Annotated in this window: 16 protein-coding genes; 7 read left to right on the plus strand and 9 right to left on the minus strand. The window is 54.8% G+C overall.

Annotated features, from left to right (window positions below; genetic code table 11):
- Positions 1 to 12 precede the first annotated feature (12 nt).
- Positions 13 to 747 carry a phosphate signaling complex protein PhoU gene (gene phoU, locus WFL93_RS15855; RefSeq protein WP_007893583.1) on the plus strand — a complete coding sequence of 245 codons (735 nt, stop codon included), beginning with the start codon at positions 13 to 15 and terminating at the stop codon, positions 745 to 747.
- 119 nt (positions 748 to 866) lie between these two features.
- Positions 867 to 2,105 (plus strand): MFS transporter, encoded by a 1,239-nt coding sequence (locus tag WFL93_RS15860; RefSeq protein WP_336778534.1) that lies wholly within the window; start codon positions 867 to 869, stop codon positions 2,103 to 2,105.
- Positions 2,106 to 2,277: 172 nt separating this feature from the next.
- On the opposite strand, the gene yieH is transcribed toward WFL93_RS15860, so the two are convergent.
- A complete protein-coding gene (gene yieH / locus WFL93_RS15865; protein WP_049852406.1) occupies positions 2,278 to 2,940 on the minus strand; it encodes a 6-phosphogluconate phosphatase in 663 nt (220 codons plus the stop codon).
- A 152-nt stretch (positions 2,941 to 3,092) separates the two neighbouring features.
- Between yieH and WFL93_RS15870 the strand changes: the two genes are divergently transcribed.
- A complete protein-coding gene (locus tag WFL93_RS15870; protein WP_336778535.1) occupies positions 3,093 to 4,406 on the plus strand; it encodes an NCS2 family permease in 1,314 nt (437 codons plus the stop codon).
- 32 nt (positions 4,407 to 4,438) lie between these two features.
- Here WFL93_RS15870 and WFL93_RS15875 read toward each other — a convergent pair whose 3' ends face one another.
- A complete protein-coding gene (locus WFL93_RS15875; RefSeq protein ID WP_049852404.1) occupies positions 4,439 to 5,185 on the minus strand; it encodes a 4'-phosphopantetheinyl transferase family protein in 747 nt (248 codons plus the stop codon).
- 296 nt (positions 5,186 to 5,481) lie between these two features.
- On the opposite strand from WFL93_RS15875, the gene WFL93_RS15880 reads away from it, so the two are divergent.
- Complete coding sequence (locus WFL93_RS15880) at positions 5,482 to 5,991, plus strand: flavin reductase family protein (RefSeq protein WP_180822740.1); 510 nt, start codon at positions 5,482 to 5,484, stop codon at positions 5,989 to 5,991.
- A gap of 47 nt (positions 5,992 to 6,038) precedes the next feature.
- Here the strand turns inward: WFL93_RS15880 and WFL93_RS15885 are convergent, their stop codons facing one another.
- The 7 genes from WFL93_RS15885 to WFL93_RS15915 all read right to left on the minus strand — a co-directional run bounded on the left by WFL93_RS15885 (position 6,039) and on the right by WFL93_RS15915 (position 11,043).
- Positions 6,039 to 6,629 (minus strand): malonic semialdehyde reductase, encoded by a 591-nt coding sequence (locus WFL93_RS15885; RefSeq protein ID WP_336778536.1) that lies wholly within the window; start codon positions 6,627 to 6,629, stop codon positions 6,039 to 6,041.
- Positions 6,630 to 6,828: 199 nt separating this feature from the next.
- On the minus strand, positions 6,829 to 8,193 hold the full coding sequence (gene mnmE, locus WFL93_RS15890; protein WP_336778537.1) for a tRNA uridine-5-carboxymethylaminomethyl(34) synthesis GTPase MnmE: 1,365 nt from the start codon (positions 8,191 to 8,193) through the stop codon (positions 6,829 to 6,831).
- Between the two features lie 96 nt (positions 8,194 to 8,289).
- Positions 8,290 to 9,936 carry a membrane protein insertase YidC gene (gene yidC / locus WFL93_RS15895; protein WP_176973331.1) on the minus strand — a complete coding sequence of 549 codons (1,647 nt, stop codon included), beginning with the start codon at positions 9,934 to 9,936 and terminating at the stop codon, positions 8,290 to 8,292.
- 2 nt (positions 9,937 to 9,938) lie between these two features.
- Entirely contained in the window at positions 9,939 to 10,196 is a 258-nt protein-coding gene (yidD, locus tag WFL93_RS15900) for a membrane protein insertion efficiency factor YidD (RefSeq protein WP_007893564.1), read from the minus strand.
- Positions 10,160 to 10,519, minus strand: coding sequence for a ribonuclease P protein component (gene rnpA, locus WFL93_RS15905; protein WP_034830013.1), 360 nt, complete (start codon positions 10,517 to 10,519; stop codon positions 10,160 to 10,162). The genes yidD and rnpA overlap by 37 nt, the downstream gene beginning before the upstream one ends.
- A 14-nt stretch (positions 10,520 to 10,533) precedes the next feature.
- The gene (rpmH, locus tag WFL93_RS15910) at positions 10,534 to 10,674 is read right to left on the minus strand and encodes a 50S ribosomal protein L34 (RefSeq protein WP_003849659.1); all 141 of its coding nucleotides are present in this window, start codon (positions 10,672 to 10,674) and stop codon (positions 10,534 to 10,536) included.
- A gap of 192 nt (positions 10,675 to 10,866) precedes the next feature.
- Complete coding sequence (locus WFL93_RS15915) at positions 10,867 to 11,043, minus strand: hypothetical protein (protein ID WP_162531771.1); 177 nt, start codon at positions 11,041 to 11,043, stop codon at positions 10,867 to 10,869.
- A gap of 233 nt (positions 11,044 to 11,276) precedes the next feature.
- On the opposite strand from WFL93_RS15915, the gene dnaA reads away from it, so the two are divergent.
- The 3 genes from dnaA to recF all read left to right on the plus strand — a co-directional run bounded on the left by dnaA (position 11,277) and on the right by recF (position 14,974).
- A complete protein-coding gene (gene dnaA, locus WFL93_RS15920) occupies positions 11,277 to 12,683 on the plus strand; it encodes a chromosomal replication initiator protein DnaA (RefSeq protein WP_336778538.1) in 1,407 nt (468 codons plus the stop codon).
- 5 nt (positions 12,684 to 12,688) lie between these two features.
- Entirely contained in the window at positions 12,689 to 13,789 is a 1,101-nt protein-coding gene (gene dnaN, locus WFL93_RS15925; RefSeq protein ID WP_049852401.1) for a DNA polymerase III subunit beta, read from the plus strand.
- A 99-nt stretch (positions 13,790 to 13,888) separates the two neighbouring features.
- Positions 13,889 to 14,974, plus strand: a complete 1,086-nt coding sequence (recF, locus tag WFL93_RS15930; protein WP_007893554.1) for a DNA replication/repair protein RecF — start codon at positions 13,889 to 13,891, stop codon at positions 14,972 to 14,974.
- Positions 14,975 to 14,982: the final 8 nt, after the last annotated feature.

A 14,982-nucleotide genomic window follows, 5' to 3' on the forward strand; every position in this document is an offset into this window, starting at 1 on the left:
CAGGAGACGCACATGGATAATTTAAATCTGAACAAACACATCTCCGGTCAGTTTAATGCGGAGCTGGAGCACATTCGCACGCAAGTGATGATTATGGGCGGCATGGTTGAGAAGCAGCTGATGGATGCCATCACCGCGATGCATAACCAGGATGGCGAGCTGGCGCGTCACGTGATCGACGGCGACCAGAAGGTCAACATGATGGAAGTGGAGATTGATGAAGCCTGCGTGCGCATCATCGCCAAACGTCAGCCTACCGCCAGCGACTTGCGCCTGGTGATGGCGATCATCAAAACCATTTCAGAGCTGGAACGCATTGGCGATGTGGCGGAGAAAATCAGCCGCACCGCGCTGGAGAAATTCAGCCAGCAGCATCTGCCGCTGCTGGTAAGCCTCGAAGCGCTCGGTCATCACACCGTGCAGATGCTGCATGACGTGCTGGATGCGTTTGCGCGCATGGATCTCAACGAAGCCATCAAAATCTACCGTGAAGACAAGAAGGTAGATAAAGAGTATGAAGGCATCGTGCGTCAGCTGATGACCTATATGATGGAAGATCCGCGTACCATTCCCAGCGTGCTGACCGCGCTGTTCTGCGCGCGCGCCATCGAGCGTATCGGTGACCGCTGCCAGAACATCTGCGAAATTATTTTCTATTTCGTCAAAGGTCAGGATTTCCGTCATGTGGGCGGCGACAAGCTGGATGAACTGCTGTCGGGTGACGACGGTAGCAATAAACCCTCTTGATTATCGCTTCGGCGACCCGTTGCCACTGTGGCTAACGGGCCGCCTGCTTAAATTCTGCCTGTTCTCAACGATTCCCTCTCTTTATACTTGGCGCACTTTTTTCTGCAAGGTGCTGCCGCATGTCCTCCCCAACTCCTACAAAACAAGCCATAACGCCGGCGAAAGCCATGGTGGCTGCCATCAGCGGCTACGCGATGGACGGATTCGATCTGCTGATACTCGGCTTTATGCTGCCGGCGATCAGCGTCTCGCTGGCGCTCGACCCTTCTCAGGCGGGTTCCCTGGTGACCTGGACACTGATCGGTGCGGTGATCGGCGGCATTGTATTTGGTCATCTGAGCGATCGTTATGGCCGCATCCGTATTCTCACCATAACCATTTTGATGTTCTCGGTATTCACCGGTCTGTGCGCCGTGGCGCAGGGTTATTGGGACTTGCTGGCGTACCGTACGTTGGCAGGCGTGGGGTTGGGCGGCGAGTTCGGCATCGGCATGGCGCTGATTGCCGAAGCCTGGCCGAAAGAGAAGCGCAACCGCGCCTCGGCATGGGTTGGCATTGGCTGGCAGCTTGGTGTGCTGCTGGCGGCCTTTATCACGCCGCCGCTGCTGGGCGTGATTGGCTGGCGCGGCATGTTCCTCGTCGGGTTGCTGCCGGCGCTGGTCTCGTTTGTTATTCGTCGCAGCATGGGCGAGCCGGAAGGCTTTACCCGCCACGTTGAGAAAACGCCGCAGCTCTCTTTCGCTGCGCGTATTAAATTGCTGTTCGCCGATCGCGCGACCAGCAAAGCCAGTCTGGGGATATTCATCCTTTGCTCAGTGCAAAACTTTGGTTATTACGGGCTGATGATCTGGATGCCAAGCTATCTCTCCTCCAACTTCGGTTTCAGCCTGACCAAATCTGGCTTGTGGACCGCGGTGACGGTGGTGGGCATGACGTTCGGTATCTGGCTGTTTGGCGTACTGGCCGATCGCTTCGCGCGCTGGAAAATCTTCCTGCTGTACCAGTTCGGCGCGGTGGTGATGGTGGTGGTGTACGCACAGCTGCGCGATCCAACGGTGATGCTGTTTACTGGCGCGCTGATGGGGATGTTTGTGAACGGTATGATTGGCGGCTACGGCGCGCTGATTTCAGATACCTTCCCGCCGCAGGCACGTGCGACAGCACAAAACGTGTTGTTTAACCTTGGGCGTGGCGTGGGTGGTTTTGGTCCGCTGGTGATTGGTTTGCTGGCCACCAACATCTCTTTCACCGCCGCGATTACGCTGCTGGCGCTGATTTATCTGCTAGATATCGTTGCCACGCTGTTCCTGCTGCCGAAGAAGCAGAGCAACGAGGATTCGCTGGGGGCGATTGGCTGATTTGGATTGTGCTGGCTGTCCTTTCTTCGGTGCGTGCTGGCTGCCCCCCACCTCAGTCCTCCCCCACGAGTGGGGGAGGATGATGCTGCTATAGGGTAGTTGGGGAGTTGCATGTGGCAGCGTCTCCTTCCCCCACTCGTGGGGGAAGGCCGGGATGGGGGATAGCCAGCACCTATCCCACCAAATCCCAGCCGCGTGCGCGCCACAGATCCGGCAACTGCGCCATATCATCAAAGCGCGTCACCAGCGGATGATCTAACTCGGGATTGTGCGCATCGGCGCAGTAGTAAAACACCGGAATCCCGGCGGCGATTCCCGCACGTGCGCCCGCCTCTGAATCATCTACCAGAATGCATTGCTCAATCGGCACCTGCATCTGCTCGGCCGCGTGATACATCAGCTCCGGATCGGGCTTCCAGTGGTTAATGTCATAACCGCTGTACAATTTCCCCTCCAGATACGGCAGCATGCCGGTTAATCCCAGCGAATGTTGCATCTTCTTTACCGTGCCGTTCGAAACCACGCACATTGGCACTTTTACGCGCTCCACCAGCGCTTTGGCACCGTCAATCGGCTTTAAATCGAGATCGAACAGTCGCGCCACTTCGGCGCGATAGGCGGTTTCCACCTCTTCAAGCGGCAACTCAACCTGATGTTCTGCCGCCACGTCGCGGATGATGTCGTAGAGCTTCACCCCTTTATATTGCTCAAACATCTGCTGCAGCGAGAGCTCAATACCGTAGCGGGCAAAGGTGTTGACGTAAGATTGCGTACAGATTACTTCGCTGTCGACCAGCGTGCCGTCGCAATCAAAAAAAATACATTCAACCGACATCGCACATCATCCTTTTGTTAAACAATAAGCTGACACTCTAGCGTACTGAGCGCAGAAAGCGACCCTGAGCAACCGGTTGCGAATAATCAGTGTTTTGCCGCGCCAAACTCTATACGATACGCGGCGATAAATTTTTTCATCGGAATAGTGAAATGAATAATCAGGGTCTTTTGCAGCGCATCTTCAAACTGCAGGAACACGGCACCACCGTGCGTACAGAAGTGATCGCCGGGTGCACCACTTTCCTGACGATGGTCTACATCGTCTTTGTTAACCCGCAAATTCTTGGCGTGGCGGGCATGGATACCCAGGCTGTCTTTGTGACTACCTGCTTAATTGCCGCGTTCGGTAGCATCCTGATGGGGCTGGTGGCGAACCTGCCGGTGGCATTGGCGCCGGCGATGGGCCTCAATGCCTTCTTCGCCTTTGTGGTGGTCGGTGCAATGGGCTACTCGTGGCAGATTGGCATGGGTGCGATTTTCTGGGGCGCATTGGGTCTACTGATCCTCACGCTGCTGCGCGTGCGTTACTGGATGATTGCGAATATTCCGCTGAGCCTGCGCGTGGGCATCACCGCCGGTATTGGCCTGTTTATCGCCATGATGGGGCTTAAAAATGCCGGCATCATCGTGCCGAACGCCGATACTATCGTTGCCGTCGGCAATCTGACCTCACACAGCGTGCTGCTCGGTGCGCTTGGCTTCTTTATCATCGCTATTCTGGCTTCGCGTAACATTCATGCGGCGGTGCTGGTGTCGATTGTGGTGACCACCGCGCTAGGCCTGATAATTGGCGATGTGAAATTCAGCGGCGTGTTTGCGGCGCCGCCTGCTATCACCTCCGTAGTGGGCCAGGTCGATATCAAAGGCGCGTTCAACATTGGTATGGCCGGTGTGATCTTCTCCTTTATGTTGGTTAACCTGTTCGACTCATCCGGCACGTTGATTGGCGTGACGGATAAAGCCGGACTGACCGATGAGAAAGGCACTTTCCCGCGCATGAAGCAGGCGCTGTATGTCGATAGCTTTAGTTCCGTCACCGGTTCACTGATCGGCACCTCTTCAGTTACCGCTTATATTGAAAGTTCGTCCGGCGTGGCGATCGGCGGACGTACTGGCTTGATGGCGGTGATTACCGGGATTCTTTTCCTGCTGGTGATGTTCCTGTCACCGCTGGCCGCGATGGTGCCATCCTATGCGGCGGCGGGTGCGCTGATTTACGTTGGCGTGCTGATGACGGCATCGCTATCTCGCGTGCAGTGGGACGACCTCACCGAAGCGGTTCCGGCGTTTGTCACTGCCGCAATGATGCCTTTTAGCTTCTCGATCACCGAAGGCATCGCGCTGGGCTTTATCTCTTACTGCGTGATGAAGGTAGGTACCGGCCGCTGGCGTGAAATCAGCCCATGCGTGGTGGTGGTTGCTCTGCTGTTCGTGCTGAAAATCGTCTTTATCGACGCCCACTAAACCAATAAAGGCCGCGACTGCGGCCTTTAATACTATGGATGCCCCATCTCATGCGGTGTGACCAAGCTGGTCAGGCGCAAGGTGCGCGGCCCCATGTTGGGTTTGCTCATCTCGACATCGCGCAGCGATTGCCATTGCTGCGCGCCATCAATCTCCCACAGGCGTAAGCGTTCGGTGCCTGGCGACAGCGCACACGACCACACCAGTGTAGGTTCGGCATCACATACCGCCTGAATATCGGGAAACACGGTAGAGCGCAGTCGGCCAGCTGCGGGATGCAAACGCAGGGAATCAATGCCGCTATCAGATTCGCCGGTGAGCTTAAGAATGCTTTGGCGCAGCGTCCAGATTTGCGTCAGCGCTTCCATGAAATCCTGCTGCGCGTTGATCCAGGCTTTTTCGCCGGAGGAGAGATCCTGCGTCAGCATCTCCTGAGTTTGACGGCTGTGGGCGCGCACAATTTCCATATCCAGCCCAGCGCGTCCGCCTTCTTCCGCCAGCAGCACGCCAATGGTATTGCCGGCGTAGGAAATACTGAAATCCGGTAGCGTGGGATCAGCAAAACGGGGACGTCCGCTGCTGGTGGTGATCAGCTGCGGAAGTTCATGAATGCCATAGACGCGCAGCATTAACTGCGCCAGCAGTTCGCGCGCCGCTAAAAAGCGTCCGCGCCGCTTGTCAGCGAAGCGGTCGGCACTGTTGATCACATCCTGTGGAACCCGCATGTTCTCTGAAGAGAAGGGCGGATTACCTATCCAACGAACAAAATGACTAGCCATCTGTCGCTCCGTGAAAATGGTCGAATAATCATCAGTGCTATTGTAAGAATTTTCTCATGGGTTTGCATCCGGCTTAAGAGGGATACGACGATATTTCAGATAAGGACGAAGCCGAGCGACAATCCCATTTGGCAACTTTGCATAGAACGCTTTTGCAGATTCATCGCTGAACGGGTGCCGAACGGTCTGATGTGGTGTAGGATTTGGGCAGTAAAAAAGGCACATTGAAGTGCGCTAACCCATTTATTCATCTGCCAATCGTGCGCATCTTAGAAGCATGCACGTCGGAGTTTTCTATGTCAGTTACCGCTATTACTCGCCAGGAATCGATCTCTCTTGATGAGTTTCGTCACGGCATGCGTCGCTTAACGGCGGGCGTTTCTCTGGTTACCACCGAATTTCAGGGCGAAAAGCTGGGGCTGATTGCTACATCAGTCAGCTCGCTGGCTGCTGAGCCGCCAAGTCTGCTGGTGTGCGTCAATCGCAGTGCATCCAGTCATGATGCCTTTATCGAAGCCGGCCATTTTGCCGTTAACGTGCTGCGTGAACAGCATGATGACCTGTGTGCCCAGTTCAGCCAATCTTCTCGCCGGTCCGAGCGTTTTCAAAATGGCGCCTGGCAGACGCTGAATACCGGCTCGCCGATCCTGGCTGATGCGCTGGTGAGCTTTGATTGTCAGCTGGAGAAAGTGGTGGAGTGGAACACGCACAGCGTGCTGCTGGCACGGATTGTTGGCATCGCTCTGCCTGGTGAAGCGGCAGAGCCGATGATCTACTTCAATAGCGGTTTCCATTCACTGGGCTAACCGCGCAGGAATCGGCGTCATGGGCTAAGCCCGACGCCTTTTCTCACTCAGGCAAAGGTGCTGGCTTCATCAAAGCCAAGACGCGGCAGACGCGCGTGCAGTTTGCTGGCCTCGCCGTAGCCCAGATTAATCAGTAAATTCACCTGCCATTTGCTCTCACTGAAGAACGCGTCGTTCACTTTTGACGGATCGAAACCGGACATCGGGCCCGCATCCAATCCCAGCGAACGCGCTGCCAGAATCAAATATCCCGCCTGCAAGCTGCTGTTACGGAATGCTGTCTCTTTCGCCAGGTCTGGGCTGCTGGTGAACCAGCTGCGTGCATCGCCATGTGGAAACAGCTTTGGCAACGCTTCGTAGAATTCCGGATCCCACGCCACAATCACCGTTACCGGCGCCGCCATGGTTTTGTCGACATTGCCAGACGAGAGCGCAGGTTTCAGCTTCTCTTTGCCTTCCTGCGACGTCACAAATACAAAACGACCCGGCGAGCAGTTAGCAGAAGTTGGCCCCAGCGCCGTCAGGTTATAGAGCTGCTTCAGCACCTCCTGAGAAATTGGTTTGTCCTGCCAGTAACTGTGGGTGCGGGCTTCATTAAACAGCGCGTTCAGCGCCACGCTGTCGAGCGTTGTACTCATGTTTCTCTCCTGTTCGGGCGGCAATGTGCGCCCAATATTTAGCATGAATAGTGAATGTACCCGGCAGGACCGGTTAGCCGGGCAGTGATCGTTATACTGCAAAGCGCAAGGGGAGCCAAATAACAAAGACGCATGGAAGGTTCTGGGCGGGAGAATTGCAGGTAGCTCAGAAAGCTACCTGTTGAAAGCCAGGGAAGTCTTACTTACCAATACAGAAACTGGAGAAGATTCGTCCCAGCAGATCATCGGAGGTGAATTCACCGGTGATTTCGCTTAGCGCCTGTTGCGCTAAACGTAACTCTTCCGCCAGTAATTCGCCGGCCCACGCGCCTAACAGCTGATGTTTACCCTGTTCTAAGTGCGTTGCGGCTAACTCCAGCGCTTGCAGATGACGGCGACGGGCGAGGAAGCCGCCTTCCATGTTGCCAGCAAAGCCCATGCTCTGTTTCAGGTGATCGCGCAGTGCTTCCACACCTTCACCGGTTCGCGCCGAGAGACGAATCAGTGAGTGACCATTCACTTCAGTGAGACCCAGCACTTCGCCAGTCATATCCGCTTTGTTGCGTACCACGGTAATTGGCAGCGCATCCGGCAAGCGCGCGACAAAATCGGGCCAAATAGCGGCGGCTTCGGTCGCATCCGTTGTGGTGCCGTCGACCATAAACAGCACGCGGTCGGCCTGCTCGATCTCCTGCCAGGCGCGTTCGATACCAATTCGCTCCACTTCATCGCTGGCTTCGCGCAAACCGGCGGTATCGATGATGTGCAGCGGCATGCCGTCGATATGGATATGCTCACGCAGCACGTCGCGCGTGGTGCCAGCGATATCGGTGACAATCGCCGCTTCGCGCCCGGCTAAGGCATTCAGCAGGCTCGATTTACCGGCATTCGGACGACCGGCAATGACCACTTTCATCCCTTCGCGCAGCAGGCTGCCCTGACGCGCTTCGGCACGCACGCCGTTGAGATCGCCGATCACCACATTGAGCTGTGCTTCAATTTTGCCGTCGGAAAGGAAATCGATCTCTTCATCCGGGAAGTCGATGGCCGCTTCCACATAGATGCGCAGGTGAGTAAGTGCTTCCACAAGCGCGTTGATGCGCAGGGAAAATGCGCCCTGCAGCGAGTTTACTGCGGAACGGGCTGCTTGCTCTGAGCTGGCATCGATCAGATCGGCAATCGCTTCGGCCTGTGCCAAATCGAGTTTGTCGTTGAGGAAGGCACGTTCCGAGAATTCGCCCGGCTGAGCAATACGCAAGTCGGGCAGCGCCACTATGCGTTTGAGCAGCAGGTCGAGAATTACCGGACCGCCGTGGCCTTGCAGCTCCAATACATCTTCGCCGGTAAAGGAGTTCGGGCCAGGAAACCACAGCGCAATGCCCTGATCGAGCACGCTGCCATCGACATCGCTAAAAGGCAGATAGTCGGCGTAGCGCGGTTTCGGCAGCTTGCCTAACACGGCTTGCGCCACGTCAGCGGCTTTGGCACCGGAAATACGCAGAATGCCGACGCCGCCACGGCCGGGAGGCGTCGCCTGGGCAACAATGGTGTCGCTGTGGCTCATGATTCCACCTTAAACTTTTAGGGTATTAATAAATAAAAATAGGGCGACATAAATGTCGCCCTTTGATTATACGCTGCTGCTGATGGCAGTCAGACGTTACGCTTTCTTCTTGTCGCGGCTATGCAGGCCACGTTTTTCCAGGCCGCGATAAATCAGCTGCTGCTGGAGAATGGTTACCAGGTTGCTGACGATGTAGTACAGCACCAGACCTGAAGGGAACCACAGGAAGAACACGGTAAAGATAACCGGCATGTAGGTCATGATCTTCTGCTGCATCGGATCGGTCACGGTGGTCGGTGACATCTTCTGAATGAAGAACATGGTGATACCCATGATGATCGGCAGAATGTAGTACGGATCCTGCGCGGACAAATCATGAATCCACAGAATAAACGGTGCATGACGCAGTTCAACCGAGCCTGACAGCATGTAGTACAAGGCAAGGAAGATCGGCATCTGGATAACCAGAGGCAAGCAGCCGCCCAGCGGGTTCACTTTCTCCGCCTTATACAGCGCCATCATCTCCTGGCTCTGCTTCTGCTTATCATCACCCAAACGTTCACGCATCGCCTGAATTTTCGGCTGCAGCATACGCATCTTCGCCATCGAGGTGTACTGCGCTTTGGTCAGCGGGTACATGATGCCACGAACGATGAAGGTGATAACGATAATGGAGAAGCCCCAGTTACCGATAAAGCTGTGGATGAACTTCAGCAGCTTAAACAGCGGCTGAGAGATAAACCACAACCAGCCGTAATCTACGGTCAGATCGAGGTGAGGCGCGATAGCCGCCATCTGGTCCTGAATTTCCGGGCCAACCCACAGCGTTGCGCCAAGATCTTGCTGTGCGCCTGCACCAACGGTAACCGGTGCAGATTTGTAGCCAATTGCCGCTACGCCATTACCGAGGTTGGTGGTGTACAGCGTGTTGTTACCCTGTGTGCGTGGCACCCAAGCGGTAGCAAAGTACTGTTGCAGCATCGCCACCCAGCCATTGCTGGTGGTGGTGTTCAGGTTCTCGTTATCCGCGATGGTGTCGAATTTATATTTTTCGTATTTCGCATCGCTGGTTGAGTACGCTGCACCACGGAAGGTGTGCAAAGCAAAGTTGTTGCTGCCGGTATCGCGGTGCTTAGGCACATCGATGGTCTGCTTCAGCTGACCAAACATCGACACTTCCAGCGGCTGCTGGGTAGTGTTGTTAATGTTGTAGTCAACGTTAACCGCATACTCACCGCGCTTGAAGACAAAGGTCTTGGTGTAAACCACGCCGTTTTCACCGGTCCAGGTCAACGGCACGCGCAGCTCGCTCTGACCATCGGCCATCACGAAGCTATCTTGTGAAGTGGTATACAGCGGACGTGCGCCATTGTTTGGATTATCCGGACCGTTACGGCCCGTTAAGCCGCTCTGCGCCTGATAAACGAATGCTGGAGTGGTCTCAAGCAGCTGGAACGGTGCATCTGAACCCAGTTTGTCCGGGTAAGTCAGCAGCTGAGCCTGCTCAATATCGCCACCGCGCGTGTTGATGTTGAGTGACAGGACATCTGTCTTAACGGTGATCGTTTTGCCCTGTCCGCTAGCCGGCACGCCGGAAGTGGCGGCATCACCCGCTGCGCTGCTTGTGTTTTGTGTGGTCTGAGTTTGCTGTGGCTGCGGAGCGTGGTCCGTCTGCCAGGCTTGCCAGATCATAAAAGACACGAACAGAAAAGCGATGAGAAAGAGATTGCGTTGCGAATCCATCGTTAATGTTCTCTGGTATCAAAGGTTTTTGGCGGCACAGGATCGTCACCACCCGGGTTCAAAGGGTGGCATTTTAATACGCGTTTTATCGTCAACCAACTGCCTTTTACAACACCAAAACGGCGTAAGGCCTCAATCCCATACTGCGAGCAGGTGGGATGGAACCGGCAATGAGGTCCCAGCAGTGGGCTGATGGCGCGTTGATAAACGCGTATCAGGGCAATCAGGAGCCGCGAGCCAGGCGACAGTGACGACGCCATAATTTCTCCAACGCTTCCGTCAGCGCACGGTTATCCAGGTCAGCAATCCCTTTTTTCGCCACGATCACAAAATCCATTGCAGGCAGCTCATGTTGACGCAGACGAAAGCTTTCGCGGGTCAATCGCTTGATCCGGTTGCGTTCATGGGCACGTTTGACATGTTTTTTTGCGACGGTGAGACCGATGCGGGGATGCCCCAGCGAATTAAGTCGGCCGAGTATGGTGATCTGCGGCGTACCGGCTCTTTGTGGCTGCTGGAAGACGAAAGTGAAATGAGTGGGAGTTAACAAACGTAACTCCCTGGGAAATGCGAGCTTAACCACGAGGGTTAGCTTTATTACTTAGAAACGGTCAGACGAGAACGGCCTTTAGCACGACGACGTGCCAGAACCTGACGACCATTTTTTGTTGCCATACGAGCACGGAAACCGTGTGAACGGTTGCGCTTCAGTACGGACGGTTGAAAAGTGCGTTTCATGGCGATTTCTACCTAAACTTGAAAATTTTCACTGGGTGACGCGTTTTCGGGCCAGTAAATCGACCAACGCCTCAATGTGTCTTTAATAAAGAGGCGGGATTGTAATAATTGTACAGTCCAGAGTCAATTTACTTCGCTGGTCGCGGCACCTGGAAACCCAGATACAGCCCGCTGATTCCGGGCATCAAGGCTTCACGCAATAATGCCGGGTGGGGAATTATACGGGCTGTGGGTTAAAGCGCAAGGATCGCGCAGGATCTTCTTGCGATCAATTTGCAGGTTTGTTGCGCGGAAATGCGAGCCAGCCAGAAAAAATAACGGTTTCAGCCAGATTAACGCTGGCTTTTTTGCTAGAAAGCGTAAACTCATTTTCGCTACCGGTGCCTGTGGATAAATTGGATCAAAACTGTGTAGAAAGGGAAGATCTCTCGGCGGCTTTACGTTATGATCCGCCCTTCCGCTGGCGATCCTCACTGCGATCGCCGGGGAAGACTACCGCGAATAGCGGTCGCAGGCGCTTTCCAACCGCCTGTGTCTAAAAATTACGTTTCTATTTATTAGCGCCTAAAATTCTTATCGATTTTGTACGAGTGGAGTCCGCCGTGTCACTTACGCTTTGGCAACAGTGTCTTGCCCGTTTGCAGGATGAGCTTCCTGCCACCGAATTCAGCATGTGGATTCGTCCGCTGCAGGCTGAATTGAACGACAATACGCTGACCTTGTATGCACCAAATCGGTTTGTACTCGACTGGGTTAGAGATAAATATCTCAATAGTATCAATGGGCTGCTGAACGAGTTCTGCGGTGCGAATGTGCCATTACTGCGTTTTGAAGTCGGCACTCGCCCTACCGCTCAGGTGACAACCAGCCAACCGGAGATGGCCACTTCCAATTACAGCGCGCCTGCACCGATTGAAAATCGTCCTGCGCCAACGCAAATTCTGCGTCCAAGCTGGGATTCGGTGCCCGCGCCGGCCGATGTCACTTACCGCTCCAACGTGAATAACCGTCATAACTTCGACAACTTCGTTGAAGGTAAATCGAACCAGCTGGCGCGCGCGGCGGCACGTCAGGTGGCGGATAATCCTGGCGGCGCGTATAACCCGCTGTTCCTTTATGGCGGCACCGGTTTGGGTAAAACTCACCTACTGCACGCGGTGGGAAATGGCATTATTGCGCGTAAGCCGAATGCCAAAGTGGTGTACATGCACTCCGAGCGTTTTGTACAGGACATGGTCAAAGCCCTGCAGAACAACGCTATCGAAGAGTTTAAGCGTTATTACCGTTCGGTTGATGCGCTGCTGATCGATGACATCCAATTCTTTGCCAATAAAGAGCGCTCGCAGGAAGAGTTTTTCCACACCTTCAACGCGCTGCTGGAAGGCAATCAACAGATCATCCTGACTTCGGATCGCTATCCAAAAGAGATCAACGGCGTAGAAGATCGCCTGAAATCGCGTTTTGGCTGGGGATTAACCGTGGCGATCGAGCCGCCTGAGCTGGAAACGCGTGTCGCGATCCTGATGAAGAAGGCCGATGAAAACGACATCCGTCTGCCGGGCGAAGTGGCGTTCTTTATTGCTAAGCGTCTGCGTTCCAATGTGCGAGAGCTGGAAGGCGCGCTGAACCGCGTGATCGCCAACGCAAACTTTACCGGCCGCGCCATCACCATCGATTTCGTGCGCGAAGCGCTGCGCGATCTGCTGGCGCTGCAGGAAAAACTGGTCACCATTGATAACATCCAGAAAACGGTGGCCGAGTATTACAAAATTAAAGTGGCGGATTTGCTGTCGAAACGCCGTTCGCGTTCGGTAGCGCGTCCGCGCCAGATGGCGATGGCGATGGCGAAAGAGCTCACCAACCACAGTTTGCCGGAAATTGGCGATGCGTTTGGTGGCCGCGACCATACCACCGTGCTTCACGCCTGCCGTAAAATCGAGCAACTGCGTGAAGAGAGCCACGACATCAAAGAAGATTTCTCTAACCTCATTCGAACACTATCTTCCTGACGCATATGAAATTTATTGTAGAACGTGAGCAGTTACTGAAGCCCCTGCAACAGGTCAGCGGTCCGCTTGGCGGACGCCCAACGCTGCCGATTCTTGGAAATTTACTGCTGCAGGTCAGCGAAGGTTCGCTGCGGCTGACCGGCACCGATCTGGAAATGGAAATGGTGGCGCGTGTGGCGCTGACGCAGCCCCACGAACCGGGCGCTACCACGGTACCGGCGCGTAAATTCCTCGATATTTGCCGCGGTTTGCCGGAAGGCGCTGAAATCAGCCTGACGCTGGAAGGCGACAGAATGCTGGTGCGTTCAGGCCGCAGCCGTTTCTCGCTATCTACGTTGCCGGCCAGCGACTTCCCGAATCTGGATGACTGGCAGAGTGAGGTGGAATTCACCTTGCCGCAGGCGACGTTAAAACGCCTGATTGAAGCCACGCAGTTCTCAATGGCGCATCAGGATGTGCGTTATTACCTTAACGGCATGCTGTTCGAAACCGAAGGTGAAGAGTTGCGTACCGTCGCTACCGATGGTCACCGCCTTGCGGTGTGCTCAATGCCGATTGGTCAAGCGCTGCCGAATCATTCGGTGATCGTGCCGCGTAAAGGTGTGATTGAGCTGATGCGTTTGCTCGACGGGGGCGAAACGCCGCTGCAGGTGCAAATTGGCAGCAGCAACATCCGCGCACACGTCGGTGACTTTATCTTCACTTCGAAGCTGGTTGATGGTCGTTTCCCGGATTATCGCCGCGTATTGCCGAAGAATCCGGATAAAGCATTAGAAGCCGGCTGCGATATTCTGAAGCAGGCATTTGCGCGTGCGGCGATTCTCTCAAATGAGAAATTCCGCGGCGTTCGCATCTACATCACCGAAAATCAGCTGAAAATTACTGCTAACAATCCTGAACAGGAAGAGGCGGAAGAGATGCTGGATGTCTCTTACAATGGCACCGATCTGGAGATCGGATTCAACGTCAGCTATGTGCTGGATGTGCTGAATGCGCTGAAGTGCGAGAACGTGCGTTTGCTTTTAACTGACTCTGTTTCCAGCGTACAAATTGAAGATGTTGCTAGTCCAGCCGCAGCGTATGTCGTTATGCCAATGCGCTTGTAAGGTCGGCATTTATGCCGACCTGGCGAATGTTCGCACCATCCTGGGAGCCATTAATGGCTCCCCTACAAGATCCCGAATAGCTTCATCCCGGAACACTTCATGGCTTTAACCCGCCTCCTGATTAAAGATTTCCGTAATATCGAGCAGGCCGATCTCACGCTGGCGCCGGGCTTCAATTTCCTTGTGGGCGCTAACGGCAGCGGCAAGACCAGCGTGCTGGAGGCGATCTACACCCTCGGACACGGTCGCGCGTTTCGCAGTTTGCAGGCTGGCCGCGTTATTCGCCACGATCAGGATGCCTTTGTGCTGCACGGCCGTATTGAAGGCAGTGAACGCGAACTGTCGGTGGGTCTCACCAAAAATCGTGCCGGTGACAGCAAAGTCCGCATCGATGGCAGCGACGGTCACAAAGTCGCCGAGTTAGCGCAACTGTTACCCATGCAGTTGATTACGCCGGAAGGTTTTACGCTGCTGAATGGCGGCCCCAAATACCGTCGCGCCTATATCGATTGGGGATGTTTTCACGCCGCGCCCGGCTTTTTCCATGCCTGGAGCAATCTGCGTCGTCTGCTGAAACAGCGCAATGCGGCGCTGCGTCAGGTATCGCGTTATAGCCAGATTCGTCCGTGGGATCAGGAGCTGGTGCCGCTGGCTGAGCAAATCAGCGCATGGCGCGCCGAATACAGCGCGGCGATTTCCCGCGAGATCATCGCCACCTGTGGCCAATTTTTACCGGAGTTCGAGTTAGCGTTCTCTTTCCAGCGTGGCTGGGACAAAGAGAGCGACTACGCCGAACTGCTGGAACGCAATTTCGAGCGCGATCGCGCGCTCACCTACACCGCCAGCGGCCCACATAAAGCCGATTTTCGTATTCGTGCTGAAGGGACGCCGGTGGAAGATTTACTCTCACGCGGTCAGTTAAAGCTGCTGATGTGTGCGCTGCGCTTAGCGCAGGGCGAATATCTGACGCGCAGCAGCGGACGACGCTGTTTGTATCTGATTGATGACTTTGCCTCAGAGCTGGATGACACCCGTCGTCGGCTGTTAGCTGAACGCCTAAAAGCCACGCAGGCTCAAGTATTTGTCAGCGCCATTGGTGTCGAGCATGTAATCGACATGAGTGATGAAAAGGGCAAGATGTTCCGCGTGGAACAGGGTAAAATAGTGGTTCAACCTGAAGATTAAATGAGCGA

This window comes from Pantoea sp. USHLN256 (assembly GCF_037149875.1).
GTDB classification, from domain to species: Bacteria; Pseudomonadota; Gammaproteobacteria; order Enterobacterales; family Enterobacteriaceae; genus Pantoea; species Pantoea nemavictus.

Excerpts from the sequence above, each read along its gene's own strand:
- yidD (WP_007893564.1), bottom strand. The coding sequence starts at position 10,196 with ATGGCGTCGTCACTGTCGCCTGGCTCGCGGCTCCTGATTGCCCTGATA.
- WFL93_RS15885 (WP_336778536.1), bottom strand. The coding sequence starts at position 6,629 with ATGAGTACAACGCTCGACAGCGTGGCGCTGAACGCGCTGTTTAATGAA.
- recF (WP_007893554.1), top strand. The coding sequence starts at position 13,889 with ATGGCTTTAACCCGCCTCCTGATTAAAGATTTCCGTAATATCGAGCAG.
- WFL93_RS15870 (WP_336778535.1), top strand. The coding sequence starts at position 3,093 with ATGAATAATCAGGGTCTTTTGCAGCGCATCTTCAAACTGCAGGAACAC.
- rpmH (WP_003849659.1), bottom strand. The coding sequence starts at position 10,674 with ATGAAACGCACTTTTCAACCGTCCGTACTGAAGCGCAACCGTTCACAC.
- WFL93_RS15875 (WP_049852404.1), bottom strand. The coding sequence starts at position 5,185 with ATGGCTAGTCATTTTGTTCGTTGGATAGGTAATCCGCCCTTCTCTTCA.
- yieH (WP_049852406.1), bottom strand. The coding sequence starts at position 2,940 with ATGTCGGTTGAATGTATTTTTTTTGATTGCGACGGCACGCTGGTCGAC.
- mnmE (WP_336778537.1), bottom strand. The coding sequence starts at position 8,193 with ATGAGCCACAGCGACACCATTGTTGCCCAGGCGACGCCTCCCGGCCGT.
- dnaN (WP_049852401.1), top strand. The coding sequence starts at position 12,689 with ATGAAATTTATTGTAGAACGTGAGCAGTTACTGAAGCCCCTGCAACAG.
- phoU (WP_007893583.1), top strand. The coding sequence starts at position 13 with ATGGATAATTTAAATCTGAACAAACACATCTCCGGTCAGTTTAATGCG.
- WFL93_RS15880 (WP_180822740.1), top strand. The coding sequence starts at position 5,482 with ATGTCAGTTACCGCTATTACTCGCCAGGAATCGATCTCTCTTGATGAG.
- WFL93_RS15860 (WP_336778534.1), top strand. The coding sequence starts at position 867 with ATGTCCTCCCCAACTCCTACAAAACAAGCCATAACGCCGGCGAAAGCC.
- yidC (WP_176973331.1), bottom strand. The coding sequence starts at position 9,936 with ATGGATTCGCAACGCAATCTCTTTCTCATCGCTTTTCTGTTCGTGTCT.
- WFL93_RS15915 (WP_162531771.1), bottom strand. The coding sequence starts at position 11,043 with ATGAGTTTACGCTTTCTAGCAAAAAAGCCAGCGTTAATCTGGCTGAAA.